This is a genomic window from Amycolatopsis balhimycina FH 1894 (assembly GCF_000384295.1).
Taxonomy (GTDB): domain Bacteria; phylum Actinomycetota; class Actinomycetes; order Mycobacteriales; family Pseudonocardiaceae; genus Amycolatopsis; species Amycolatopsis balhimycina.
This window is the reverse complement of sequence record NZ_KB913037.1, coordinates 4,401,441-4,425,710: the sequence shown is the minus strand read 5'-3', so window position 1 is coordinate 4,425,710 and position 24,270 is coordinate 4,401,441. Positions and strand designations below refer to the sequence as shown.

Genomic DNA, 24,270 nt, shown 5'->3' with positions numbered 1-24,270 from the left:
GGCCGCCGTGGCTCGCGGCCGGTGATCCTGGTGCCGTGACCAGCAGCGAACTCGCGGCGCTCCCGCGTGCGTTCGGCGGACCCGGCGCCGGGCCGGGGCAGTTCCGCACGCCGTCCGGGATCGCCGTCGACGCCCGCGGCCACGTGTGGGTGGCGGACACCGGCAACGACCGCGTCCAGGCGTTCACCCGCGACGGCGCGCTCGTGCGCGTCCTGGCCGGGCGGCTCAAGGCGCCGGAAGGGGTGGCAGTCGACGCGGCGGGCCACGTCTACGTCGCCGACACCGGCAACCGCCGGGTGGTGCAGTTCTCGTGGTGGGGCGGGTTCGTGCGCGAGTTCGCCGGCCTGGTCCGGCCTCGTGGCGTCGCACTGGACCACGCCGGGCGGCTGCTGGTCGACGACACCGGGCGCGTGGCCCGGTTCTGCACCCGCACGGGCGCCGCGCTGTCCGACACGACCGAGCCGATCGGCTCGCCGAGGGACATGGCCGACGACGGCGTGGGCGGTGTCTGGGTCGCCGAGACGGGCAACCACCGCATCGTCCACTTCGGAGCGTCCGGCTAGTTCTTCGAGATCGCGGCCGTCGCGCGGACCACGGCGGTGCACCGGTTCTCGACGTAGTCCAGGCCGCCTTCTTCGGCGATACGGCGTGCTTCGGCGGAGACGATGCCCTGCTGCAGCCACAACGCCTTGGCGCCGATCTCGACGGCGTCGCGGGCGATGCCGGGTGTCTCCGGGGACGGCCGGAAGACGTCGACGAGGTCGACCGGCTCCGGGATGTCCTTCAGCGACCGGTAGACCTTCTCGCCGAGCAGCTCGGTCGCGGTCGGGTGCACCGGGATGATCCGGAAGCCGTGCGCCTGCAGGACCGCCGGGACGCCGTGCGCGGCCTTGGCCGGGTCCCGGCTCAGGCCGACGACGGCGATCGTCTTCGCGCTCTCGAGGATCTGCTCCGCGTTCATACCGGTGGAACGCGCGGTGGGCGTCAAAGCTTCCACAGGCGCAGGCCACACACGCGATAGACCGGCCAGACGACGTGCCACGGCTTGCGGTGGGCGAAGGTCGCCGCGCACGTCAGGATGTTGCGGGCGGTCGTCGTCGCGACCTCGTGGCGGTCCGGCCAGGTCGAGCCCCTGGCGCCGATGGCGATCCGGAACACGGTCAGCAGGCCACGGCCCTGCAGGTCGTACTTCGCGCCGGTGTCCCCGGCGCCGGGAGCCAGTTCGGCGATTTCGGCGCCGAAGGCGCGGGCCGCCTGCGGGGCCACTTCGGCGGGAACCACGCCGACACTGCGCGTGATCGCCTTGCCGTGCATGCGGCGCGCGTACCGGAACAACAGCGATCGTTCCCACCAGGGCAGCAGGCGGTGGTGCTTGAGGAGGGCGGCGCATTCGCCGTGCCCGATCGCGAAGATGCTCGTGAGCTCGTCGTAGGCGCCGTTCGTCGCCGGCTCGTTCAGGTGCAGTCGCACCTCGAACCGGGTGCGCGCGGTGAGTTCGTCGAGCAGTTCGCGGCGATCGAGCCGCGCTTTCGCGCGGGAGAGCGACCAGTCGGGCATCGGACCTCCAGGCGTCGCGCACAGGTGACTGATCCGGTCAAAAGCAGGCCGGCCCCCTGAACGGCACGTAACCGTTGCTCCGAAGCCATCCGGCCGTGACTGTGATCGGATCAGTCGCGATCGGCACAGGCTAGTTGGCGCGCGACGCCCGGACCACGCTTTCAGCCGATCTTCTCGCCGTACATCTCGCCGAGGGGGTCGGAGATCAGCTCGACACGGGCACCGTCCGGGTCGGACAGATAGATCGACGTCTTGCTTTCCAGGAGGTACTGCACGCCGGCCTCGTCGAGCTTGTCCTTGATGACGCTCCACCGTTCGGGCGTGACCGACAGCGCCAGGTGGTGCAGTCCACCGAGGACTTCCGCGTACGGGCCGAGGTCCAGACCGGGCAGGTCGAAGAAGGCGACCGCGTTGCCGTTGCCGACGTCGAAGAAGAAGTGGCTGGAGCCCGGGTAGTCCCGGTTCTCGATCAGCTCGGTGAGCGGGAAGCCGAGGACGTCCTGGTAGAACTCGATGGTCCGCGCGACGTCGCTGGAGATCAGCGCGGTGTGGTGGATGCCGCGGCCGTTCGTCGCCGGTCGCTCGGCGGCGGGGTGCAGGTGGCGCTCGCGCAGTTCGTCGCGGATCTCGGCGAGCTTGGCGACCTCGGCCTGGGTCGGTGCCATGTCCCTCACGTCCCTTCCTGGTGTGTCTCCCAAGCTACGCCGCATTTATCTCGCGCGCAAGAGATTGCCTGGCGAGAGTTCCGCTGGGTGGAACATCGGTGCTTGTGCCGCGCGGGCGCGCCCGGCAGAGTTCCGGAGGTGGACGTCAGCAGGGTGCAGGAGGCCGCCGCCGTACTGGCGCGGGCCTATGCCGAGCGTGAGCCGATCGAGCCGCTGATCAAGACCTACCCGGACGCGGGGGTCGAGGACGCGTACCGGATCCAGCAGGAGCAGGTGCGCCGCTGGGTCGAAGCCGGCGACGCCGTCCGCGGGCACAAGGTCGGCCTCGCGTCGGCGGCGATGCAGCGGCAGATGGGCGTCGACCAGCCCGACTACGGGCACCTCACCGGCAGCATGTTCCACCTGGAGCACCAGCCGATCCCGACGGCCGCGTTCCTGCAGCCGCGCATCGAACCGGAGATCGCGTTCGTGCTCGGCTCGGCACTGCGCGGCCCCGGCGTCACGGTCGCCGACGCCGTGCGGGCGGTCGACTTCGTGCTGCCGTCGCTGGAGATCGTCGATTCGCGGATCCAGGACTGGAAGATCTCGCTGTTCGACACGATCGCCGACAACGCGTCCTCCGGCGGGGTGGTGCTGGGCAGCAGCCCGACCGCGCTTTCGGCCGCCGACCTGCGGCTGGCGGGCTGCGTGCTGTACCAGAACGGTTCGGTGGCGGCGACCGGTGCCGGCGGCGCGGTGCTCGGGTCGCCGCTGAACTCGCTGGTGTGGCTGGCGAACACGGTGGGGCCGCTGGGCGTCACCCTGGAGCCCGGGCACGTCGTGCTGCCGGGCTCGATGACCCGGGCGATCCCGGTGTCGCCGGGCGACACGATCGTCGCGACCATCGCCGGCATCGGCAGCGTCACCGCGGTCTTCGCTCCCGCTTCGGAGGAATCATGAACGTGCGCGAGGCAGCGGCTTCGCTGCTGGGGACGACCTCGGAGCGCGCGCCGCTCTCTTCCGGCTGGCCGGATCTGGACGTCGAGACGGCGTACGCGATCCAGGACGAGGCCCTGCGGCTGCGGCGCGCCCGCGGCGAGACGCTCGTCGGGCTGAAGCTCGGCCTGACGTCGCGGGCCAAGCAGCAGCGGATGGGCATCGACTCGCCGCTGCTGGCCTGGCTCACCGACGCGATGGTGCTGCCGGCGGGCGCGCCGCTGCCGCACGACGCGCTGATCCACCCGCGGGCCGAGCCGGAGCTGGTGTTCGTCCTGGGCCGTCCGCTGGCGGGCCCCGGCGTCACCGCGGCGACGGCACTGGCCGCCGTCGACCGCGTGTACGGCGGCATCGAGGTCATCGACAGCCGGTACGCCGACTACCGCTTCACGCTCCCGGACGCCGTCGCCGACAACGGCTCGTCGGCGTACTTCGGCGTCGGCCCGGTGGGCCTGCCGCCGGCTTCTCTGGACTTGTCCCTGGAAGCGGCCCTGCTGGAGGTCGACGGCCAGATCGTCGACACGGCGACGGGAGCGGCGGTCCAGGGCCACCCGGCGGAAGCCCTGGCCTTGGCGGCGAACGCGCTGGGCGCGCGAGGCCTGGCCCTGGAACCGGGCTGGCTGGTCCTGACCGGCGGCATGACGGACGCGGTCCCGGTCCGCCGGGGCTCCCGCATCGCGGCCCACTTCTCCCACCTGGGCTCGATAACCCTCTCCGCTTGACCCGTGTCGTCCCTCCAATCACGCGAGATCCGCGCTCAATCACGCGAATGACGCGTCAGTTCGCCGCTTCGGCGCGGTCGGCGATCCGGGTGATGCCCCTGATCACCCGCGGCCACACCGCGCGGGGCAGGTCGTGGCCCATGCCGGGGACGACGTCGAGGTCCGCGCCGGGGATGGCGCGTGCCGTGGCGCGTCCGCCCGAGACGTGCACTAGCGGGTCGCGCGCGCCGTGGACCACCAGGGCCGGCACCCGCACCTTCCCCAGCCGCGGTGAGCGGTCGTGCTCGGCCATGATCGCGGCGAGCTGGCGGAGGGTGCCGCCCGGGTGCACGCCGCGGTCGTACGTGCGCTGGGCCCGGTCCCGCATCCGTTCCTCGTCGAACGGGTAGCCGGGCGAGCCGATCAGCCGGAACGTGCGGACGAGCAACTCGACGTAGTCCGCGCGGGTGCGCGGCGGCGTGGCGAGCAGCATCGAAATCGACATCGACATTGCCCGGGGGCTCGGCCGTCCGACCAGCCTGCCGCCGGTGCTCGACATGATCGACGTCAGCGACCGCACCCGCTCCGGGTGCCGGAAAGCCAGCGTCTGCGCGATCATCCCGCCCATCGACGCGCCGGCCACGTGCGCGGCGGGAACGCCCAGCGCGTCCAGCAGCCCGGCGGCGTCGTCGGCCATGTCCTCCAGCGAGTACGGCGCGCTGCGCAGCAGGTACGCCTGCGCGAGGTTCGGCCGGCCGCGCATCCGGCTCGACCGCCCGGCGTCCCGGTTGTCGAAGCGGATCACGCGGAACCCCTGCGCGGCCAGGCTTTCGCAGAACTCGTCGTCCCACCAGATCATCGGCGCGCCGAGGCCCATCACGAGCAGCAGGGCCCGCCCGTCCACAGTGCCGAACGTCTCGTGGCACAGCTCGATGCCGTTGACCCGCGCGACGCGTTCCGCCATCGTCCCAGGACATCACGGCGGTTCCCGGTCCGCCACTTCGGCCGGTTCGTTCCGGTAGGCGCGGGCCTGGATCTCGTACAGCTCGTGGTAGACCCCGCCCGCGCGGATCAGCTCGTCGTGGGTGCCTTCTTCGATCAGCCTCCCCTTCTCCAGGACCAGGATCCGGTCCGCCGACCGGATGTTGGCCAGCCGGTGCGTCACCAGCACGGTCGTGCGGCGGCCGCGGCCCGACGTGCTCGCGTGCTGGAGCCCGGCGAACACCCGGGCCTCGGCGCGGGCGTCGAGCGCCGCCGTCGGTTCGTCGGCCACCAGCACCGAGGCGTCGCGGTAGATGCCGCGGGCGATGCCCATGCGCTGCCACTGGCCGCCGGACAGGTCGTGGCCCTCGTCGAACTTCTTCGACAGGACCGTGTTCTCCTTGGCGGGCAAGGAGGCGATCACCTCGTCCGCGCCCGAGTAGTCGATCGCTTCGCGCCACGCCCGCCGATCCGGGTCCGGCCGGCCGAGGCGCCCCACCGTGACGTTGTTCGCCGCGGTCATCGGCCACTCCGCGGGCTCCTGCGCGATCACCGCGATGTTCGCGTGCACCGACGCCGGGTCGGCCCGCGCGAGGTCGACGTCGTCCCAGCGGACCGTGCCCTCGTCCGGTGGGTAGAGCCCGGTGAGCAGCTTGCCGAGGGTGGTCTTGCCCGAGCCGTTCTCGCCGACGAGCGCGACCACCTCGCCGCGCCGGATCGTCAGCGAGACGTCCCGCAGCGCGGGGTTTTCCTGGCCCGGGTAGGTGAACGTGACGCCATCCAGCCGGATCTCGGCGGGATTGGCGGGCGCGGTCACCGCCGTCGGCGGTGGTTGCAGCTTGATCGACTCCACGAGCAGCTGGTTGTAGAAGCCGATGTAGAACGAGTCCTCGTACAGCGAGTTGACCGCGCGCATGGTGTTGGACAGCGCCGTCGACGCCGTGCGCATCGCCAGGACCGCCGTGCCGGCCAGGGCCAGCTCCATCGCGCCGGTGTAGAGCAGCCAGCCGAGTACCAGGTACGCGACGGCCGTGCCGAAGCCGGCCGCCGCCCGCCCGGTGGCGCGGACCAGGTTGCTGCGGTGCGCCAGCCGGACCTCCTCCCGGGTGAGGCTCGAGGAGATGCGCCGGTACTCGCCGAGCAGCGGTTCCTGCAGCGTCAGCGCGTGCCGTTCGAGGGCCATCGAGCGCCAGGTGGCGACCTCCTCGACGATCGACTTGCGGATGTTCCGCCCGACGGTGTCGAGGAAATGCCGGTAGTTCAGCTTCGCCACGCGGGCGGCGGCCCAGCCGTCGGCCGCGGCGGCGAGCAGCAGGACCGGCGCGAGCCACGGGTTGAGCAGGCCGGCCGTGATCATCGCCGCCGCGAGCGAGATCGCCGACGACGTCAGGTCCGCCACCCGGCGCAGGCTGGTCTCGATGGCGTGCACGCCGTACCGCGCGCCCTGGCGGGCGAGTTCCCGGAAGTCCGCGTCTTCGAACGCGATCAGCCCGACGCGCACGACCGCCGCCGTCACCGCGTCATCCGCCGCCGCTGTGACACGCGGCCGCAGTGCGCCTTCGACGGCGGCGACGGCCGCGTCGAGCAACGCCCGCGCGGCGTACGACCCCATGACGACCGCGATCGCCGGCAGCGACTGCAGCACCCGGTCCGGGGTCGGGCCCTGTTCGAGCAGCGCGGTGAAGACGTTCGCGGTGGCGAGCAGCCCGAACGCCGTGACGCAGCCGGAGACGACGTGCACGACGGCGGCCAGCAGGGTCAGCCGCGGCGACGTGCGCCACGCGAGCCGCAGCACGACCGCGATGGCGGACGGCAGCGCACGCACGGCTTGCCCGAAGCCGGCCTGGGCGACTCGTTCGTCGACGCGGGCCCACTCGGGCATCTTCATGTTTTCGACCCCGATCAGCGGGGGCGGGTCGGTGGTGGTTTCGGCGGGTCCGGTCACCTCTTCATCTGTACTCCGGGGGTCCGACAGTTTTCAGCGGCGTTGACCGCTCACCGGGTGGCGGCTCGGCCGTTCGGGTGAAAGTAATCGATTTCCCTGGGCCTCCGGCGGCATCGGGGACACACTCGTGACAGAGCCAGAAACAAGGCAAGGGCAAATAATAATAATTGTTTTCTGGTATGCCCGACGCGCGGCCGCCCGGAGTGGCAGGTCCGCGGATGTGGTTGGCAGGGACCGGAAACGGGTGACGTCCTCGTGCAAAGGGGGGAGGGGCGTCGCCCGTTTCCTCTACCCGTTTTCCGGGTGTACCGCGCCCGCAGGAATGGGCTGAAATCGCTGTCTTCGCCCAGCTTGACGTCGATTTCGTGGGTCAGGGCGCCGCCGTCCGGCGTGAGCCGGTGCCGGGCCACGCCGCGGGCGGTCTGTTTCTCCAGGGTCAGCGTCGCGCCGGACCAGGTGCCGCGCGCGGGTGACTCGGGCGGGAAGCCGTAGCTGTCGAAGCCGTACCAGAGCGTTTCGCCGGTGCGCGGATCGGCGGTGAAGACGTTGTGGCCCAGGAACTCCGATCCGTCCGCGCGGCGCTGGCGGTACTGCTGGATCAGGGCGAAACCGTTGAGCGCCAAGCGGTATTCGCAGTCGCCGCGCGCGGTCGAAGCCGGCGCCCACGGCGAGGCCGCGAGTTCTTCGGTGCCGGTCCAGTCGCCGACGAAGGCTTTGAGGGCGTCGTGCGCGGGGCCGAGGCCGGGCATGTCCATGATCGTCTCCATTTCGACAGGTGCCTGCCGATGTGCGAGACTAGCACGCATGCGGTCCCCTCGAGCCGAGACGTTCACCCGGGTGATCGACGCGGTCTTCGCCTGCAACGGAGGCTTCCTCGCGGCAGGCGACGCGCTGACGCAGCCGGTCGGGCTGACGGCGGCGCAGTGGCAAGTGCTCGGCTTCCTCGAGGACGGCCCGGCAACGGCGGCGGAGGTGGCGCGGCGGCGGGGGTTGCGCAGGCAGAGCGTGCAGGAGACGGTGAACCGCTTGCTGCGCAACGGAATGCTCGACCGGTTGCCGAACCCGGCCGACGCCCGGGCCCCGTTGTTGTCGCTGACGCGACGGGCGCGTGTGGCGATGCGGGAGCTGGACGCGGCGCAGGTCGACTGGGCGGAGGGCGTGGCGGCGGAGGTGTCGCAGGAGGACTTGGAGACGACACTGCGCACATTGCGGCGGCTGCGGGAAGTGGCGGCCCAGCCGCGGCTGTCATGAGGTCGTCCACACGGGCTCTGGAACCGCGGTCCGCGACGTCGTGAACGACTCTTTCCTGTCGTCGGACGTCATGAACGAGTCGTTCACGGCATCCTTGTCGCGCAGCGCGGGCGGCTTGGGCGGGGGCGCGACTATCTGGTTGCGCCCGGGCCGGCCAGCAGCTCGACGTCTCCTGCGTGCATCGGGTTGCCGCAGTGGGTGCAGCGTAGGTCGACCGTGGTGATTTCGCCGCATGCCTCGTGGCGGTAGAGCACCGGGGGGCCTGCCTTGCCCGCCAGCCACTTGTCGCCCCAGCGGGTCATCACCATCAGCATGTCCACCAGCTCGGTGCCCTTCTCCGTCAGGACGTACTCGTAGCGCGGCCGGCGGTCGTACGGGCGGCGCTCGATGACCTCCTCCGCCACCAAGTGGTTGAGCCGCTCGGTGAGCACCTTGCGCGAGATGCCCAGGTCCGCCTGGATCTGCTCGAACCGGCTGAAGCCCGCCCAGATGTCCCGGAGGATCAGCGGTGACCAGGGTTCCCCGATGACATCGAGTGTGCGCGCGATCGAGCATGCGGCCAGGTCGCTGAAGTTCGTGCGCTGCATGAAGCCAGTTTAGCACTCGGGGTTCCCTTAGGGAACTTGGACTGCTACGGTTCTGGAGTCTCCTGAAGGAACCCAGAAGGGATGTCGCGATGAGCAAGGTCTTCAGCGCCCACGCCGTGTCGGTCGACGGGTACATCGCCGGCCGCGGCGCCCGTCCCGGGCAGGGGCTCGGCGACGGCGGGATGCTCTTCGACTGGTACTCCGACGGAGACACTCCGAGCCGGGTGTTCGACTTCTTCAAGCTCAGCGCGCCGAGCGCCCGCGTCTTCGACAGCCTCGCCGGGCGGGTGGGTGCGATCGTGGCGGGTCGCAACACCTACGAGGACTCCGACCACTTCGGCGGCGGCAGCCCGCACCCGGACGCCCCGCTCTTCCTCGTCAGCCACCGGCCGGCGCCGGAGCTGACCGAGCGGCAAACCCTCGCCGGCACCGTCGAGGACGCGATCGCGGCGGCCCGGGAGGCCGCCGGTGGCAAGGACGTCGGTCTCATGGGTGGCGGCGTGCTGGCCTCGGCGCTGCAGGCGGGGCTCGTCGACGAAATCGTCCTCCACCAGGTGCCGGTGCTGCTCGGCGGCGGCCGGTCCTTCTTCCAGGAGCTGCCCGGCCAGGTGCGGCTCCAGCTCGTCGAGGCCGTTCCCGCTCCCGGTGTCACCCACCTCCACTACGCAGTCGCCTGAAAAGCAGCCACCCTCACCAAGGAGATGACCACCATGCTCGACGCCGACGTCCGCCGCATCCTCGCCACCACCGCGATCGGCCACCTCGCCACCGTCCTGCCCGACGGCGCTCCCCACACCGTGCCGGTCTGGGTCGACCCGGAAGGCGACCGCATCGCCATCCTCACCGGCCCGGACTCGCGGAAGGCCCGCAACCTGCGCCGCGACCCGCGCGTCGCGCTCTCCCTGACCCCGGTGGACAATCCGTTCGAGCCGGTGATCATCCGCGGCCGGGTCGTCGAGTGGATCGAGGGCGACGCCGCCTGGGAGATCGTCGACCGGATCGCGGCCAAGTACATCGGCGGTCCCTATTCGCGCGAGCAGCAGCGGGTCGTCGCGCTCATCGAACCCGAGCGGCAGAGCGTGGGCATGCGCTGATCTTCAGTCCGGCTTGATCCCCAGCAGGGTCAGGAAGGTGCGGAACCCGGCGGGCATGTCGACCTCCGCCGGGTCGAGGAGCCACTGCAGCTGCAGGCCGTCGAGGACGGCGATCGCGATCGGGGCCAGCTGTTCCGGGGTGGTGCCGGGCGGGAGCTCGTCGCGGTGGCGTTCGAGCATCTCGGCCATGCCCGCCCGGACCCGGGTGTAGCGGTCGTGGAAGTACTTGCGCGCCGGGTGGTCATCCGTGACGCTGTCCGCCGCAAGCACCGTGTACGTCTGGACGATCCCCGGCCGGGTCGCGTTGTAGTCGACGAGTTCGGCCAGCTGGTTCACCGTCATCGCCGACTCTTCGCCCGGCGGGGCGTGGCCGAAGTGCAGTAGGTCCCACTCGTCCCGGGCCTCCAGCACGGCCGTCAGCAGGTCTTCCTTGGTCGGGAAGTAGTGCATCAACCCCTGCTGCGTCAGCCCGACGCGGTCGGCCACGGCCGCCAGCGACGTGCCGCGGTAGCCGCGTTCGGCGATCACCTCGAACGCCGCACGCACGATGCTCGCCCGTCGGTCGGTGCCCCTGGCCCGGCTCATGATCCCGAGCCTACGGGAGAAGTCGTCACGGAACTATAACGTTCACTACTCACCGCCAGGTAGGGTGACGGCAGGACCGACCCCGGAGGACCCGCATGAGCTTCGACGTCGACGCGCTGCTGGCCGAGCTCGACCTGGACGCCAAGGCGAGCCTGCTCGCCGGGCAGGACGTCTGGTCCCTGCCCGCACTGCCCCGGATCGGCCTCGCCTCCCTCGTGCTTTCCGACGGCCCGGTCGGCGTCCGCGGGGTGCGGTGGAGCCCGGACGACCCCTCCGTGACCCTGCCCAGCCCGACGGCACTCGCCGCGAGCTGGGACACGCGGCTGGCCGTGCGCGTCGGCCGCCTGCTCGCGCAGGAGGCCCGGCGCAAGGGCGTGCACGTGCTGCTCGCGCCCACGGTCAACCTCCAGCGTTCGCCGCTGGGCGGCCGGCACTTCGAGTGCTACTCCGAAGATCCGCTCCTCACCGGGATGATCGGCGCCGGCTACGTCACCGGCGTGCAGGACGGCGGGGTCGCCGTCACGGTCAAGCACTTCGTCGCCAACGACTTCGAGACCGAACGCTTCACCGTCGACGTCCGCGTCAGCGAACGCGCGCTGCGCGAGCTCTACCTCGCGCCGTTCGAACTCATCGTCCGGCGGGCCAAGCCGTGGGGGATCATGGCCGCCTACAACAGCGTCGGCGGTGTCACGATGACCCAGCACGCCGAGCTGCTCAACGGCGTGCTGCGCGGCGAATGGGGCTTCGACGGCTTCGTCGTCTCCGACTGGCTGGCCGCGCGCGACACCGTCGCCTCCGCCAACGGCGGGCTTGACGTCGCGATGCCCGGCCCCCGCACGGTGTTCGGCGAACGGCTCGCCGAAGCCGTGCGCGGCGGCGAGGTGCACCCCGACGTGGTCGACGCCATGGTCCGCCGGGTGCTCCTGCTCGCCCGTCGGACCGGCGCGCTCGGCGGCACCCCGGTACCTGTTCAGTCCGATGTGGACGGTGACGCGCTCGCCCGCGAGGTCGCGCACCGGTCTTTCGTCCTGCTCAGCAACGAAACCGGCCTGCTGCCGCTGCGCGAGCCGCAGAGCGTCGCGCTCATCGGCGCGCTGGCCGCGGACCCGAAGATCCTCGGTGGTGGCAGTGCCACCGTGTTCCCCGATCACGTCGTCTCCCCTCTCGACGGCCTGAAAGCGGCCGTTCCCCCGGGCACCGAGCTCACGTACGCCCCCGGTGCCGATCCGCGAACGACGCTACCGTCGGCCACCGACAATTTCCGGCTCCGCGCGACGGCCCGTGCCGCCGACGGCACCCGATTGGCTGAATTTCCCTTGCGGAAAGCCAGGATCGACTGGATCGGCGAACTGCCGGCCGGGCTCGACATCGGGACGCTCGCGTCGGTCGAGATCGCCGCCACCTTCCTGCCGGAGCAGAGCGGCACGCACACCTTCGGCGTCACCGGCCCCGGCGACCTCCGCCTCACCGTGGCCGGCCAGACCCTCTTCGACGGCGTGAACCTGCCGGAGGGCGGGGACATCTTCACGTCCATCATGCAGGTGCACGAACAGCGGCGGGAGATCGAGCTGACCGCGGGTGAGCCGGTGGACGTCAGCCTGACCTACTGGATCCCGTCGGAGATGGCGGAGTTCGCGCGGGGCACCTTCGCCTGGGTCACCTTCGCGCTCGGGCACCGCGGCCCGGTGCTCGACCCGGACGCCGCGATCGAGGAAGCCGTTGCCCTGGCCGGAAAGTCGGAAGTCGCCGTCGTCGTGGTCGGCACGACCGCCGAGGTCGAGAGCGAGGGCTTCGACCGGACTTCGCTCGCCTTGCCCGGACGGCAGGACGAACTCGTTGCGCGGGTCGCCGAAGCCAACCGGAACACCGTCGTGGTGGTCAACGCCGGTTCCCCGGTGGAGATGCCGTGGCGGGACGACGTCGCCGCCGTGCTCCTGACCTGGTTCCCCGGCCAGGCCGGCGGTGACGCGCTCGCCGACGTCCTCTTCGGCCGCGAAGAACCCGGCGGCCGCCTGCCGACGACGTGGCCGGCGAAGCTCGAAGACGCGCCGGTCACCAACGTGACGCCCGAAGAAGGCGCGCTCGAATACGACGAAGGCGTCTACATCGGCTACAGCGCCTGGGCCCGCACCGACCGGCAGCCCGCCTACTGGTTCGGCCACGGACAGGGCTACACGACCTGGGTGTACGAAGAACTCGACGCCTACCCGGACGACGAAGGCGGGGTCCGTGTCCGGGTTCGCGTACGCAACACCGGGCGGCGGACGGGACGCGAAGTCGTCCAGCTCTACCTGGCCCCGACCGAACGCGGCGACCGGCCGCACCGCTGGCTCGCCGGGTTCGCGAGCGTCGAAGCCCGGCCCGGCCAGTCCGTCGAGGCCGACATCGTCATCACGCCGAGGTCGGCCGAAGCCTGGCGCGACGGCTGGCAGCACATCGCGGGCGAGTACGTCCTGGAGGCGTCGCACTCCTACGCCGATCCGCGGCTCAGCACGCGAGTGGTGCTGCAGAAAATCCGTTGATCACCGGGGGGTGGCTCGCCTAGGATCGCGCACGCACCCTCGACCAGGCGAAAGGAGGTGGGACCGATGATCACGCCATCGATCACGCGCTCCCACCCCGCCGCGAGGGTGCCGGCTGTCTGACCGGGAGCGCGCTCCCGGAAGGATTTCCATGACCGAACTGGTCGTGCGCCCGCTCGAAGCGGGCGAAGAAGCACTGTTCACCTCCCTGCCCGACCGCGGTCTCGTCGGCCGCACGCTGCTCGGCGACGACTTCACCGAGATGGCGAAAAAGGGCGAATACCGGCCCGAGTGGACGTGGGTCGCGCTGCGTGACGACGTCGTCGTGGCCCGCGCCGCCTGGTGGGCCAAGCCCGGCGAAGAAACCCCGATCGCGCTGGACTGGTTCGACTTCACCGACTTCGACGCGGGTGTCCACCTGCTGAAGACGGCGCCGCTGCGCGCGGAGTACTCGCTGACCACCCCGCCGGGGTGGCAGGACGATCCGGAAGTCGCGCACGAAGTGAACGGCCGCGTCGAGGCGGCCGAGAAGGCGGGCTTCCGCAAGCTCGTCGAGCGCTACCGCTTCCGCTGGACCCCGGAAAACGGCCTGCCGGAGAAGCCGGGCAGGCTCGAGTTCCGGCCGGAGCCCGACGACGACGTCATCCTCGACGTCTTCAAGCGGGTGCACGTCGGCAGTCTCGACGCGCACGTGCGGAAGACCGTCGAGGAGCACGGCCTCGACGCGGCGGCGCGCGAAGACCTCGACATCATGCGGTGGATGCCAGGGCCGCGGGACTGGTGGCGGCTGGCGTACACGCGCGAAGGCGAGCTCGCCGGCCTCACGATGCCGAGCCGCAACGTCTACGACCCGGTGGTCGGCTACATCGCTGTGGTGCCGGAGCACCGCGGTCACGGCTACGCCTACGACCTGCTCGTCGAGGCGACGCACGACCTCGTCTCCTACGGCGCGGACCGGATCGTCGCGGGTACCGACGTCGGCAACGTCCCGATGGCGAAGGCCTTCGCGAAGGCGGGTTACCCGGTGGCCCAGCACCGCATCGACCTCGTCTGAGCGCCGCTTTCACGTGAAAGTGCCACCGCGGCACTTTCACGTGAAAGCTACGGGCGGTAGGCTCGCTAGAGCGATCTATCAAATCCGGGGGTTGTGATGGACGTTCTTCAGGACAGGGGACTGGCGCCGCTTCGTGTCATCCTCGGCTTCTCGCTGGTCAGCACGACAATCCACTACGCACACAACGCCGTCAGCGTCGCCGACTACCCGCAGTTGCCGGGTGTCCCCACGCTTGGCGCGGGGATCGTCGTCGCCTTCGGCTGGGTGCTCTTCACGACGTTCGGCTGGTTCGGCTACCGCGCGTACCGGCAAGGCCGCTACCCGAAGGCGTTCGCGTTCCTCTTGGTCTATTCGCTGGCCGGGATGATCACCCTCGGTCACTTCCTGACCGGCGTTCCGCGGATTCCGGCGTTCTTCTTCGCGACGATCTTCACCGACGCCGCCGCGGGGTTGGCGCTCTGGGTGTTCCTGACGTGGGCGTGGGCGACCGTCAACCGGGTGACCTCGGGAGATCAAGTTTCTACACAACATTGACGTCCGTCTGACTCATGTAGACAATCGGGAGAGTGACCACCACCACACCGGTGACCTTCGACCGCCGTCCGGACGAGTACCGCCATTGGCGCCTCCAGATCGACGGGGAGGTGGCCTGGCTCGAACTGGACGTCGACGAGCAGGGTGGGCTGGTCCCGGGCTACGAGCTCAAGCTCAACTCCTACGACCTCGGGGTCGACATCGAGCTCTACGACGCCACCCAGCGCCTGCGGTTCGAGCACCCCGGGGTCCGCGTGGTCGTCGTGACCAGCGCGAAGGACAAGGTGTTCTGCGCGGGCGCGAACATCCGCATGCTCGCCGCGTCCGAGCACCACTGGAAGGTGAACTTCTGCAAGTTCACCAACGAGACCCGCAACGGCATGGAGGACGCCACCGAGCACTCCGGCCAGACGTACGTGGCCGCGGTGAACGGCACCTGCGCCGGCGGCGGCTACGAGATCGCGCTGGCCTGCGAGAAGATCCTGCTGATCGACGACAACTCCTCGACCGTCGCGCTGCCCGAGGTGCCGCTGCTCGGCGTGCTGCCCGGCACCGGCGGCCTCACCCGGGTCGTCGACAAACGGCGCGTGCGCAGGGACCTCGCCGACGTCTTCGCGACGCGCCCGGACGGCGTCAAGGGCAAGACCGCGGTCGACTGGCGGCTGGTCGACGAACTGGTGCCGCGTCAGGGGTTCCGCGAGGCCGTGGCGAAGCGGGCACGGGAGATCGCGCGCGAGTCCGGCCGGACCGGCGAGGGCGGCATCGAGCTGACCCCGCTGGAACATCGCCATGTCGACGTCGAGGTGGCCCGTGACCAGGCCACCATCACCATCAAGGGACCCGAGAACGACCCCGGCGACTTGCACGAAGAGGGCGCGGGTGGCTGGTTCCTCGCCATGACCCGCGAGCTCGACGACGCCATCCTGCGGCTGCGCACCAACGAGGTCGAAGCGGGCACGTGGATCCTGCGGACCCAGGGCGACCCCGCGAAGGTCGAAGCGCACGAGCAGGCCGTCCTCGGCGGGAAGGACTGGCTGGCCAACGAGATCACGCACTACTTCAAGCGCACGCTCAAACGCCTCGACGTCACCAGCCGCAGCCTGATCGCGCTCATCGAACCGGGCAGCTGCTTCACCGGCGCGCTGCTGGAGATCGCGCTGGCCGCCGACCGGCAGTACATCCTGGACGGCCCGCCGATCGACGACGAAGATTCCGAAGACCGCGCCACGATCAGGCTCAGTGAAGCCAACTTCGGCGCGTTCCCGATGGGCAACGGCCTGACCCGCCTGCAGGCGCGGTTCTACGGCGACGACGACCACCTCGCCTGGCTCGCGCGCGAGAAGGACCGGAACCTCAGCGCGTCCGAAGCCCTCGAACTCGGCCTGGTCACCGACGCGCCGGACGACCTCGACTGGGAGGACGAGATCCGGATCGCCCTCGAAGGCCGCGCGTCGCTGTCCCCGGACGCGCTCACCGGCATGGAGGCCAACCACCGGTTCGTCGGTCCAGAGACCATCGAGACCAAGATCTTCGGCCGGCTGGCGGCTTGGCAGAACTGGATTTTCACCCGGCCGAACGCGTCCGGGCCGGAGGGCGCGCTGCGCCGCTACGGTACCGGTCAGAAGGCCGTCTTCGACAGGAAGCGGGTCTAGCGCAGATGCCCGAGAAGATCGACTACGACGCCAAGATCCCCAACAACGTCAACCTCTCCGAGGACCGGCGGCTGCAGCGCGCGCTGGAGGGCTGGCAGCCGAAGTTCATGCACTGGTGGGGCGAGATGGGCCCGACGCTGGAGACGCAGGGCGTCTACCTGCGCACCGCGGTCAGCGTCGGCCGCGAGGGCTGGGCGCACTTCGACCACGTCAACGTGCCCGACTACCGCTGGGGCATCTTCCTCGCCGAGCGCGACCCCGACCGGCGGATCGCCTTCGGCGAGCACCAGGGCGAGCCGGTCTGGCAGCAGGTGCCCGGCGAGTACCGCGCCGACCTGCAGCGGCTGATCGTCATCCAGGGCGACACCGAACCGGCGTCGGTCGAACAGCAGAAGCTCCTCGGGCTCACCGCGCCGAGCCTGTACGACCTGCGCAACCTGTTCCAGGTCAACGTCGAAGAAGGCCGTCACCTGTGGGCGATGGTGTACCTGCTGCACGCCTACTTCGGCCGCGAAGGCCGTGACGAGGCCGAAGGGCTGCTGCTGCGCAACTCCGGGAGCCCGGACGCGCCGCGCATCCTCGGCGCGTTCAACGAGGAGACCGCCGACTGGCTGGCCTTCTACATGTTCACCTACTTCACCGACCGCGACGGGAAGTACCAGCTCGGCACGCTCAAGGAGAGCTCCTTCGACCCGCTCTCGCGCACCTGCGAGTTCATGCTCAAAGAAGAAGCGCACCACATGATGGTCGGCACCACCGGCGTCGACCGCGTGGTGATCCGCAGCGCCGAGCTGATCCGCGAGCACGACACGCTCGACATCGGCCCGCACGGCGGCATCCCGCTGGACGTCATCCAGAAGTACATCAACTTCCACTACACCGTGTCGCTCGACCTGTTCGGCAGCGAGACGTCGACGAACGCGGCGAACTACTACACCGCCGGGCTCAAGGGCCGCTGGCAGGAGACCCGCCGCAAGGACGACCACAAGCTCACCGGGGACGCCCGCACCATCGAGCGGCCGAACGGCGACGGTACGTGGACGACCGAGGAACTGCAGGCGATCCTGCTGCTCAACCTCGACCTGCGCAGCGAGTACGTGGCCGACTGCCAAACCGGTGTGAAACGCTGGAACAAGATCCTCTCCGACGCCGGCATCGACTTCACGTTCCGGTTGCCGCACCCTGGCTTCAACCGCGAAGTGGGCATAAACTCCGGCCACCACGTCACTCCCGACGGCACCATCGTCGACGAGACGACCTGGGAAGCCGGCAAACGCAAGTGGCTGCCCACGACCGAGGACCTCACGTTCGTCCGTTCGCTGATGCACCCGGTGTACGAGCGGGGGAAGATCGCGAGCTGGGTCGCGCCGCCGCGGCAGGGCATCAACGGGAAGCCCTTCGACTACGAGTACGTGTACCTCACGTAGGAGGACTGGTGCCGACAGCGTTCAACGCCGCGGAGTACCTGCTCTCGGCCGGGCATCCGGACGCGACCGCGGTCGTCTCGCCCCGCCGTTCGCTCACCTACGCCGAGCTGGCGCGGGAGTCCCGCCGGGTCGCCGGCGGCCTGGCCGGACTCGGTGTGCGGCCCGAAGAGCGTGTCATGTTCTGCATGGTCGACGACGTCGAGCTGCTCACCGGCATCCTCGGCGCGATGCTGGCCGGCGCGGTCGCCGTGCCGGTCTCGACCATGGTCACCGGGCTGGAGCTGGGCCAGATGCTCGCCGACTCGCGGGCGCGGGTGCTCTGCGTGTCCGGGGAGTTCGCCGAGCAGGCGGTGACCGCGCTCGGGCTCGCCCTCGAGGTCACCGACGTCGTGCTCGACCGCGCCGACGCGGCCGGGTTCGACGTCCGCACCCACGACTGGACCTCTTTGGACGGATCACTCCGAAGTGGACGGACCTGGGAGGATTCGCCGGCGTTGTGGCTGTACACGTCGGGGACGACAGGACAGCCGAAGGGCGCGATGCACCGCCACGCGAGCATCCGCGCGGTCTGCGAGACGTACGCCCGCGACGTGCTGGCGGCCTCGCCCGCGGACCGTTTCCTTTCGGTGCCGAAGCTCTTCTTCGCTTACGGGCTGGGCAATTCCTGTTTCTTCCCGCTCGGCGCGGGCGGCACGACCCTGCTGGAGCCGTCGCGGCCGACGCCCGCGTTGTTCGCGCGACGCGCTCGCGAAGAGCAGCCGTCGTTGTTCTTCGCCGTGCCGACGTTCTACGCGGCGCTGCTCGCCAGCGACGTCCCGGACGACTCGTTTTCCTCGGTGCGGTACGCGGTTTCGGCCGGCGAGCCGTTGCCGGCGTCGCTGTTGGAACGGTTCCGTGCCCGGTTCGGGCTGGAGATCCTCGACGGCATCGGGTCCACCGAGGCCCTGCACATCTTCCTGTCGAACCGGCCCGGCCGGGTGCGGCCGGGCAGCACCGGCGTCCCGGTGCCCGGGTACGACGTCCAGCTCCGCGACGAGGCGGGTGCGGTGATCGAAGTCGCCGGGCAGCCCGGCGAGCTGTTCGTGGCCGGGCCGTCGACGGCGACCGGCTACTGGGCCCGTTACGACGCGACGAAACTCGTCTTCCAGGGCGAATGGCTGCGGACCGGCGACAGTTACGTGCGCAACGACGACGGCACCTACAGCTGTCTCGGCCGGTTCGGGGACATGCTGAAGGCGGGTGGGATCTGGGTCTCACCGTCCGAAGTGGAGGAACGGCTGCGGCAGCACCCGGCGGTGGCGGAGGTCGCGGTCGTCGCCGCGCCGGACGCCGACGGGCTCGACAAGCCCGTGGCGTGCGTGGTGGCCGCGCCCGGCTTCGCGGTGGACCCGGCCGAGCTGATCGAGTTCTGCCGCGAAGGACTCGCGGCGTTCAAACGCCCGCGTGGCGTGGTCGAACTGGCCGAACTGCCGAAGACGGCGACCGGCAAGATCCGGCGGAACGTGATCCGCGAGCAGGTCCGCGACGCGCTGCGGGTGGTGGCTCCGCACCCATGATCGACGGCCGGTTCGTGGTCGACGCGCACGTCCACGCGCCGCGGCTGCCGACGCTCAAACCCGCCTGGCTGCAGTGGGCGCACGACTTCGCGGGGTCGTGCCCGTGGCGTTCGGTGTACTCCGCTTCGGGGGAGGTGATCCCCGCGGCGATGGACGAGCTGATGGAGGCCGAAGGGGTCGACCGGGTGCTGCTGTTCTGCGAATACAGCCCCCGGGCGACCGGAATTCAGCCGATCGAGGACAACCTGCCGCTGGTTTCGCACAATCCGGAGCGGTTCCGGCTCGTGGCGAACGTCAACCCGTACCTGCACCACCCGGCCGCGGCCGAGGTCGCGCGGCAGCTGGACCTGGGCGCGGTGGCGTTGAAGATCCACCCGGTGCACGGCGCGTTCTCGCCGGCGGACAAGGAGCTGTACCCGGTCTACCAGCTGTGCCTCGAGCGCGGGGTGCCGGTGATCCTCCATTCCGGAACGTCCAGCTTTCCCGGCTCTCGCACCAGTTTCGGCAACCCCGAGCTGCTGTCCGATGTGGTCGAGGACTTCCCGTCGCTGCAGTTCGTCTTCGCCCACGGCGGCCGCGGGTGGTGGTACGACGTGGCGGCGTTCCTGGCGTTGGCGCGGGACAACGTGTGGCTGGACCTCGCCGGGCTGCCGCCGAAGAAGCTGCCGGAGTACTACCGGCGGTTCGACTTCCCTCGGCTGGCCGGGAAGTTCGTCTTCGGGACCGACTGGCCCGGGGTGCCTTCGGTGGCCGGGAACGTCCGGACACTGGCCGGGCTGGAGCTGCCGGAGGACGTGCTGAGCGGAGTGCTGTCGGGGAACGCGATCAAGCTGATGCCGTCACTGGCCTAGCCGTGCGCACGCGGGGGTGCCGGTAAACCGGGCCGGCACCCCCGCGCCCCCAGCGGGTCAGCCCATGACCTCGTGCAGGCAGAGCACGTTGCCTTCGGAGTCGTTGAACCACGCCGCCCGCTCGTTGCCCAGCTGTGCGATGTGGTCGACCGTCTTCAGGCCTTCCATCTCGAAGTCCTGGAAGTGCACGCCGCGGTCCTCCAGGGCTCTGACTTCGGCAGGCAGATCGCCGACTTCGAAGCTCAGCGCCGTGTTCTCGCTCTGCGTGCCGTCCGGCATCGGGCGGAGGCCGATCGCGCCGCCGGCCGCCGCGAAGTAGAGGGTTCCGTCTTCACCCTTCGCTGTCTGCTTGAGGCCGAGGGCGTCCGAGTAGAAGTGGCCGGCGCGTTCGCTGTCGGTCACCGGGAGCATCGTCGTGATGGTCGATTCGGTCAGCATGGATCTCATCGTGCGCCTTCTCGCGCACGTCCGTGACCTCGGTTTTTCAACGGTCGGCGTTGAACGCGCGGAGTGTCCGCATCGCTTCGGCGAGTGCTGCCGCGTCGTCACCCAGCGGAGTCAAGACGATGCGGCGCAGGATGCCGGCCGCCGCCGCGCGGGCCTTGTTCGCCACCTCGAGGCCGTGGTCGGTCAGGGACGCGAACGTGACGCGGCGGTCGTCGGGGCTCGGGACGCGGCAGATCAGGTCCGCCGCCACCAGGCGGTCCGCCACCTTCGTGAAGCCGCCGCTGGACAGCGCCGCTTCCGTGGCCAGGCGCGTCATCGGCATCCGGTGCTCGGGCGAGCGCACCAGCCGCAGCAGGATGTCGAACGACGCGGGCGCGAGGCCGAACCGGTCGGCGATCTCGCCCATCAGCTTGTCCTGGGTGGCCAGGTAACCCTCGATGACCAGGCCCCACCAGGTGACGATCTCGTCGTCGTCGGTGTTGGGATCGGGTGTCACGACGCCACCTTACCGTAAAGCTTTGCGGGAATATATCTTTCCCGCAAGAGGACAGGCCTGTTTGTACGGAGCGTATATCGGTCGTCCCTACGATCGGCCGATGACTAACGAGGCACTACAGCGTGCTACCCGATTACTGGACGGGGTCATCCTCGCCGACGGGCACAACGACCTGCCGTGGGAGCTGCGCCAGCACGGTGGCCCGAACCCCGTCGAGGCGGCCGCGTCGCTCGACCTGACCGTCCGGCAGCCCGCCCTGCACACCGACTTCCCGAAGCTCGCCGACGGCAAGCTCGGCATGCAGTTCTGGTCGGTGTACGTGCCGTGCGAGTTCGAGGGCGACAGCGCTGTGACCGCTGTGCTGGAGCAGATCGAGGTCGTCCACCAGCTCGCCGAGCGCTACCCCGACCGGCTCCGGCTCGTGACCACCGCGGACGAGGCCGAGGCCGCGTTCGCCGACGGGCGGATCGCGTCGCTGATCGGTGCCGAAGGCGGGCACAGCATCGCCGAGTCGCTCGGCGTGCTGCGGATCCTGCGCCGCGTCGGCGTCCGCTACATGACGCTCACCCACAACTCCAACACCACCTGGGCCGACTCGGGCACCGACGAACCCGCCCACGGCGGGCTCACCGAATTCGGCCGCGAGGTCGTGCGCGAGATGAACAAGATCGGGATGATGGTCGACCTGTCCCACGTCGCGCCGTCGACGATGCGGGCGGCGATCGAGGTCAGCTCGGCGCCGGTGATCTTCAGTCACTCTTCCTGCGTCGCGGTGAACGACCACCCGCGCAACATCCCCGACGACGTCCTGGCCAAGCTGCCCGGCAACGGCGGCGTCGCGATGATCACCTTCGTCCCGGCGTTCATCTCGCCGAAGGTCGCGGCCTGGGAAGAGCAGCTCAAGGCGGCCATGGCGGACGCCGGCCGGGACCACCGGAACTTCACCCAGCGCGGGCAGTTTCTCAAGGAGTGGGACGGGCCGGTCAAGCCGAAGGCCGGGGTCGAGGACGTCGTCGCGCACATCGAGCACGCCCGCGAGGTCGCCGGGATCGACCACATCGGCCTCGGCGGCGACTACGACGGCGTCGGCTCGCTGCCGGAGGGGCTGGAGGACACGTCCAAGTACCCGGTGTTGTTCGCCGCGCTGCTCGAGCGCGGGTGGAGTGAGGACGACTGCGCGAAACTGGCCGGGAAGAACACGCTTCGCGTCCTGCGGGAGGTCGACGGTTTCGCCCGTTAGGGGGTTTGAGGCGGCGCTCCCCGGGCGCGGGACGGACACTGGGAACATGACGCACGCGCGCGGGGGCGCGGCCGACCGCCCCACCGGTCCGACCAACCACGACCTGCCCGGCACCGGCGTGCCCGAAGGTGCCCTGGAACCCGCCGAGCTGCGTGCCGGCGACGTTCGCCCGGGCCCGGAGGAGACGACGACGGCGCCGGCCCGAAAAGAAACCTCGGGCAAGGCCCGTCCGACGCGGATCAGCGGCACGTGGGTGGCGGTGATCGCCGGCCTGCTCGTGCTGGTCGTGCTGCTGATCTTCATCCTGCAGAACCTCGACCCGGCGACTGTGCGGTTCTTCGGTGCCGAAGGCAGCCTGCCGCTGGCCATCGCCATGCTGTTCTCCGCCATCGGCGGAGCCGCGCTGGTGGCACTGATCGGCGGGGCCCGGATCCTGCAGCTGCGGAAGCAGGCGCGCCGCGTCAGGCGATGATCGAGGTCATCCCGAGCAGCAGCGCGCAAACGTTTTCGTCACCGGCCGTCCGGACGCGGTCGAGCGCGGCGCCGTTGCGGGTGCAGAGCCGCCAGAACGTGTCCAGGTCTGTCGTCACGGAGGCCAGCGGGGTGCGTGACGGCGGCGCGCCGCGGTCCAGCACCCAGCCGTCGCGCTCGCGGCGCGCGTACCATTTGCCCTGGCCGGTCACCGCGTAGCCGACCTGCTTGCCGACGCGGGCGTCGACGTCACGCAGGGTGTGGGGCAGTGCCCGCACGAAGGTGTCGGCGATCGGCTCGGCGTACTCGGGTTCCAGCGGCGTGTGCTCCAGCGCCTCGCGGATCTGCACGTGGTGGACCCAGAACTCCGAGTAGTCACGGGCCGCGTCCAGCCAGCGCGGCGCGGGCTCGCCGCCGGCCCACGTCACCGGCTCGCCGAGGACGTCGAGGTCGAGCTGCGCCCAGTACTCGGTCGTCTGGCCCATGAACTCGTACAGCATGGTGAGCAGGACGTCCGTCGAGAGACGGCGGCAGGCGACGACCCACTCCTCGTTGAGCCGGTCGATGAACCGGGGGAACGGCTCACCCGGCCGGGGGCCCTCGGGCGCGTGCCCGTCCCGGCCGCGAGACAGCCGACCGACCTTGTCACCCAGCAGGTGGGCGGCGACGTCCTTGACCGACCAGCCGACGCACTTCGTCGGCCGCGTCCAGTCCTCGACGGTCAGCGCGCTGAGCAGCGTCATCAGCGCTTGCTCTTCTTTGGAGAAGTACGGGAGGACGTCGATCGGCGGGCCCCAGCGCGTCGGACTCATGACCGTCATCATGCCGGTAGTCACACCTCTATTCGGCCTACCCGCAGGTAGCATCACCGCGTAAGCAGAGGGGAGCAGGCCTGTGAACGCAGAGCGACCGAACGGCCGGGGTGCCGCCGACGACGTGGCCGACCTGGCCCGCCGCGCCGGTCAGCTGGCAGGCTGGGCCGCGCGCACCGGGTTCGCGCTCGGCCGCAAGCTCCCCGGCGTGGAGACCGCCGAACGCGGGGTGCGGGAGGTGGAACGTCAGCTGCTGACCGAGCTGCGCCGCCGGCTCGACGAGGTCGACGACCCGTACCACGCGGCGCTCACCGCGGCGTCGGCGATGAACCGGCCCACCGCGGTCGAAGCCACCGTCACGCTGGTGCCGGCGCGGGACAACCACGGCGAGCCGCTGCGCGCCGCGATGGCCGAGCTGCTCAATCACTCCATCGGCTTCGGGCGCGACCGGGCCCGCGAGTACTTCTACGCGATCATCCTGCGCCAGCTGACGCCGGACGAGGCCCGCATCCTGTCCGCGCTGTCCGACGGCTCGCCGTTCCCCGCGATCGACGTCGTCGAGCGGACGGGCCTCGGCGGCAACGGCCGGGTCGTGCTGCGCAACGCGTCCACGGTCGGCAAGGCGGCCGGGGTGTCGCTGCCCGACCAGGTGCCCGGCTACGTCACCCGGCTGATTGGGCTCGGCCTCGTCAACCTCGACGAAGAGGTACCGACGCTGGAGACGCAGTACGAAATCCTGCTGACCGACGAGACCGTCCGCGACGCCGAGAAGCACGTCAAGCGCGCGAAGTTCGTCCGGCGGACGATCCACATCTCGCGCCTGGGGGCGCAGTTCTGGCAGGCCTGCGACCCGAGCTTCGGCTAGCG

27 protein-coding genes are annotated in these 24,270 nt (G+C 70.4%); 16 read left to right on the top strand and 11 right to left on the bottom strand.

From position 1 onward, the window contains the following. The first annotated feature begins 35 nt into the window (after window positions 1–35). Window positions 36–563, top strand: a complete 528-nt coding sequence (locus A3CE_RS0119560; RefSeq protein ID WP_026468661.1) for an NHL repeat-containing protein — start codon at window positions 36–38, stop codon at window positions 561–563. Here the strand turns inward: A3CE_RS0119560 and A3CE_RS0119555 are convergent. The 3 genes from A3CE_RS0119555 to A3CE_RS0119545 all read right to left on the bottom strand — a co-directional run bounded on the left by A3CE_RS0119555 (window position 560) and on the right by A3CE_RS0119545 (window position 2,222). Beyond that, entirely contained in the window at window positions 560–961 is a 402-nt protein-coding gene (locus A3CE_RS0119555; protein WP_020641801.1) for a CoA-binding protein, read from the bottom strand. The genes A3CE_RS0119560 and A3CE_RS0119555 overlap by 4 nt on opposite strands. Before the next feature lie 23 nt (window positions 962–984). Next, the gene (locus A3CE_RS0119550) at window positions 985–1,557 is read right to left on the bottom strand and encodes a hypothetical protein (RefSeq protein ID WP_020641800.1); all 573 of its coding nucleotides are present in this window, start codon (window positions 1,555–1,557) and stop codon (window positions 985–987) included. Between the two features lie 161 nt (window positions 1,558–1,718). Beyond that, the gene (locus tag A3CE_RS0119545; protein WP_020641799.1) at window positions 1,719–2,222 is read right to left on the bottom strand and encodes a VOC family protein; all 504 of its coding nucleotides are present in this window, start codon (window positions 2,220–2,222) and stop codon (window positions 1,719–1,721) included. Window positions 2,223–2,360: 138 nt separating this feature from the next. Here A3CE_RS0119545 and A3CE_RS0119540 point away from each other — a divergent pair, with 138 nt between their 5' ends. Together A3CE_RS0119540 and A3CE_RS0119535 are read left to right on the top strand one after the other, a co-directional pair. Continuing rightward, window positions 2,361–3,161: a 2-keto-4-pentenoate hydratase gene (locus A3CE_RS0119540; RefSeq protein WP_020641798.1), complete on the top strand. Its 801-nt coding sequence runs from the start codon at window positions 2,361–2,363 to the stop codon at window positions 3,159–3,161. Next, window positions 3,158–3,919, top strand: a complete 762-nt coding sequence (locus tag A3CE_RS0119535) for a 2-keto-4-pentenoate hydratase (RefSeq protein ID WP_020641797.1) — start codon at window positions 3,158–3,160, stop codon at window positions 3,917–3,919. Before A3CE_RS0119540 ends, A3CE_RS0119535 begins: the two co-directional genes overlap by 4 nt. Window positions 3,920–3,974: 55 nt before the next feature. Here the strand turns inward: A3CE_RS0119535 and A3CE_RS0119530 are convergent, their stop codons facing one another. From A3CE_RS0119530 to A3CE_RS51330, 3 genes are all read right to left on the bottom strand, one after another. Then, window positions 3,975–4,862, bottom strand: a complete 888-nt coding sequence (locus A3CE_RS0119530; RefSeq protein ID WP_020641796.1) for an alpha/beta fold hydrolase — start codon at window positions 4,860–4,862, stop codon at window positions 3,975–3,977. Between the two features lie 12 nt (window positions 4,863–4,874). Continuing rightward, on the bottom strand, window positions 4,875–6,767 hold the full coding sequence (locus A3CE_RS0119525) for an ABC transporter ATP-binding protein (protein ID WP_051183924.1): 1,893 nt from the start codon (window positions 6,765–6,767) through the stop codon (window positions 4,875–4,877). 107 nt (window positions 6,768–6,874) lie between these two features. Continuing rightward, on the bottom strand, window positions 6,875–7,591 hold the full coding sequence (locus A3CE_RS51330; RefSeq protein WP_020641794.1) for a DUF1579 family protein: 717 nt from the start codon (window positions 7,589–7,591) through the stop codon (window positions 6,875–6,877). Window positions 7,592–7,628: 37 nt separating this feature from the next. Between A3CE_RS51330 and A3CE_RS0119515 the strand changes: the two genes are divergently transcribed. Continuing rightward, window positions 7,629–8,075: a MarR family winged helix-turn-helix transcriptional regulator gene (locus tag A3CE_RS0119515; RefSeq protein WP_020641793.1), complete on the top strand. Its 447-nt coding sequence runs from the start codon at window positions 7,629–7,631 to the stop codon at window positions 8,073–8,075. Between the two features lie 131 nt (window positions 8,076–8,206). Here A3CE_RS0119515 and A3CE_RS0119510 read toward each other — a convergent pair whose 3' ends face one another. Continuing rightward, window positions 8,207–8,662 carry a winged helix-turn-helix transcriptional regulator gene (locus A3CE_RS0119510; protein ID WP_020641792.1) on the bottom strand — a complete coding sequence of 152 codons (456 nt, stop codon included), beginning with the start codon at window positions 8,660–8,662 and terminating at the stop codon, window positions 8,207–8,209. A gap of 89 nt (window positions 8,663–8,751) precedes the next feature. On the opposite strand from A3CE_RS0119510, the gene A3CE_RS0119505 reads away from it, so the two are divergent. Both A3CE_RS0119505 and A3CE_RS0119500 read left to right on the top strand, forming a co-directional pair. Next, the gene (locus A3CE_RS0119505; RefSeq protein WP_020641791.1) at window positions 8,752–9,339 is read left to right on the top strand and encodes a dihydrofolate reductase family protein; all 588 of its coding nucleotides are present in this window, start codon (window positions 8,752–8,754) and stop codon (window positions 9,337–9,339) included. Window positions 9,340–9,372: 33 nt separating this feature from the next. After that, window positions 9,373–9,756 carry a PPOX class F420-dependent oxidoreductase gene (locus A3CE_RS0119500; protein ID WP_026468659.1) on the top strand — a complete coding sequence of 128 codons (384 nt, stop codon included), beginning with the start codon at window positions 9,373–9,375 and terminating at the stop codon, window positions 9,754–9,756. 3 nt (window positions 9,757–9,759) lie between these two features. On the opposite strand, the gene A3CE_RS0119495 is transcribed toward A3CE_RS0119500, so the two are convergent. Next, the gene (locus A3CE_RS0119495) at window positions 9,760–10,341 is read right to left on the bottom strand and encodes a TetR/AcrR family transcriptional regulator (protein ID WP_020641789.1); all 582 of its coding nucleotides are present in this window, start codon (window positions 10,339–10,341) and stop codon (window positions 9,760–9,762) included. Window positions 10,342–10,436: 95 nt separating this feature from the next. On the opposite strand from A3CE_RS0119495, the gene A3CE_RS0119490 reads away from it, so the two are divergent. The 7 genes from A3CE_RS0119490 (at window position 10,437) to A3CE_RS0119460 (ending at window position 19,937) form a co-directional block, all read left to right on the top strand. Further along, window positions 10,437–12,863 (top strand): beta-glucosidase H, encoded by a 2,427-nt coding sequence (locus tag A3CE_RS0119490; RefSeq protein WP_020641788.1) that lies wholly within the window; start codon window positions 10,437–10,439, stop codon window positions 12,861–12,863. A 151-nt stretch (window positions 12,864–13,014) separates the two neighbouring features. Then, window positions 13,015–13,917: a GNAT family N-acetyltransferase gene (locus A3CE_RS0119485; RefSeq protein WP_020641787.1), complete on the top strand. Its 903-nt coding sequence runs from the start codon at window positions 13,015–13,017 to the stop codon at window positions 13,915–13,917. 96 nt (window positions 13,918–14,013) lie between these two features. Continuing rightward, a complete protein-coding gene (locus tag A3CE_RS0119480; RefSeq protein WP_020641786.1) occupies window positions 14,014–14,451 on the top strand; it encodes a hypothetical protein in 438 nt (145 codons plus the stop codon). Window positions 14,452–14,483: 32 nt separating this feature from the next. Beyond that, window positions 14,484–16,103, top strand: a complete 1,620-nt coding sequence (boxC, locus tag A3CE_RS0119475; protein ID WP_020641785.1) for a 2,3-epoxybenzoyl-CoA dihydrolase — start codon at window positions 14,484–14,486, stop codon at window positions 16,101–16,103. A gap of 5 nt (window positions 16,104–16,108) precedes the next feature. Then, window positions 16,109–17,530, top strand: coding sequence for a benzoyl-CoA 2,3-epoxidase subunit BoxB (boxB, locus tag A3CE_RS0119470; protein WP_020641784.1), 1,422 nt, complete (start codon window positions 16,109–16,111; stop codon window positions 17,528–17,530). A gap of 8 nt (window positions 17,531–17,538) precedes the next feature. Beyond that, window positions 17,539–19,086 (top strand): benzoate-CoA ligase family protein, encoded by a 1,548-nt coding sequence (locus tag A3CE_RS0119465; RefSeq protein WP_020641783.1) that lies wholly within the window; start codon window positions 17,539–17,541, stop codon window positions 19,084–19,086. Then, on the top strand, window positions 19,083–19,937 hold the full coding sequence (locus tag A3CE_RS0119460) for an amidohydrolase family protein (protein WP_020641782.1): 855 nt from the start codon (window positions 19,083–19,085) through the stop codon (window positions 19,935–19,937). The genes A3CE_RS0119465 and A3CE_RS0119460 overlap by 4 nt, the downstream gene beginning before the upstream one ends. Before the next feature lie 57 nt (window positions 19,938–19,994). On the opposite strand, the gene A3CE_RS0119455 is transcribed toward A3CE_RS0119460, so the two are convergent. Together A3CE_RS0119455 and A3CE_RS0119450 are read right to left on the bottom strand one after the other, a co-directional pair. Then, complete coding sequence (locus tag A3CE_RS0119455; protein WP_020641781.1) at window positions 19,995–20,375, bottom strand: VOC family protein; 381 nt, start codon at window positions 20,373–20,375, stop codon at window positions 19,995–19,997. 46 nt (window positions 20,376–20,421) lie between these two features. Next, window positions 20,422–20,880: a MarR family winged helix-turn-helix transcriptional regulator gene (locus A3CE_RS0119450; protein WP_020641780.1), complete on the bottom strand. Its 459-nt coding sequence runs from the start codon at window positions 20,878–20,880 to the stop codon at window positions 20,422–20,424. A 100-nt stretch (window positions 20,881–20,980) separates the two neighbouring features. Here A3CE_RS0119450 and A3CE_RS0119445 point away from each other — a divergent pair, with 100 nt between their 5' ends. Both A3CE_RS0119445 and A3CE_RS0119440 read left to right on the top strand, forming a co-directional pair. After that, window positions 20,981–22,120: a dipeptidase gene (locus A3CE_RS0119445; RefSeq protein WP_020641779.1), complete on the top strand. Its 1,140-nt coding sequence runs from the start codon at window positions 20,981–20,983 to the stop codon at window positions 22,118–22,120. A 46-nt stretch (window positions 22,121–22,166) separates the two neighbouring features. Next, a complete protein-coding gene (locus A3CE_RS0119440; RefSeq protein WP_020641778.1) occupies window positions 22,167–22,592 on the top strand; it encodes a LapA family protein in 426 nt (141 codons plus the stop codon). On the opposite strand, the gene A3CE_RS0119435 is transcribed toward A3CE_RS0119440, so the two are convergent. Further along, window positions 22,582–23,403, bottom strand: a complete 822-nt coding sequence (locus A3CE_RS0119435) for a maleylpyruvate isomerase family mycothiol-dependent enzyme (protein ID WP_043792431.1) — start codon at window positions 23,401–23,403, stop codon at window positions 22,582–22,584. The two genes, A3CE_RS0119440 and A3CE_RS0119435, sit on opposite strands and share 11 nt — an antisense overlap. Before the next feature lie 82 nt (window positions 23,404–23,485). Between A3CE_RS0119435 and A3CE_RS0119430 the strand changes: the two genes are divergently transcribed. Further along, complete coding sequence (locus tag A3CE_RS0119430; protein ID WP_020641776.1) at window positions 23,486–24,268, top strand: Abi-alpha family protein; 783 nt, start codon at window positions 23,486–23,488, stop codon at window positions 24,266–24,268. Window positions 24,269–24,270: the final 2 nt, after the last annotated feature.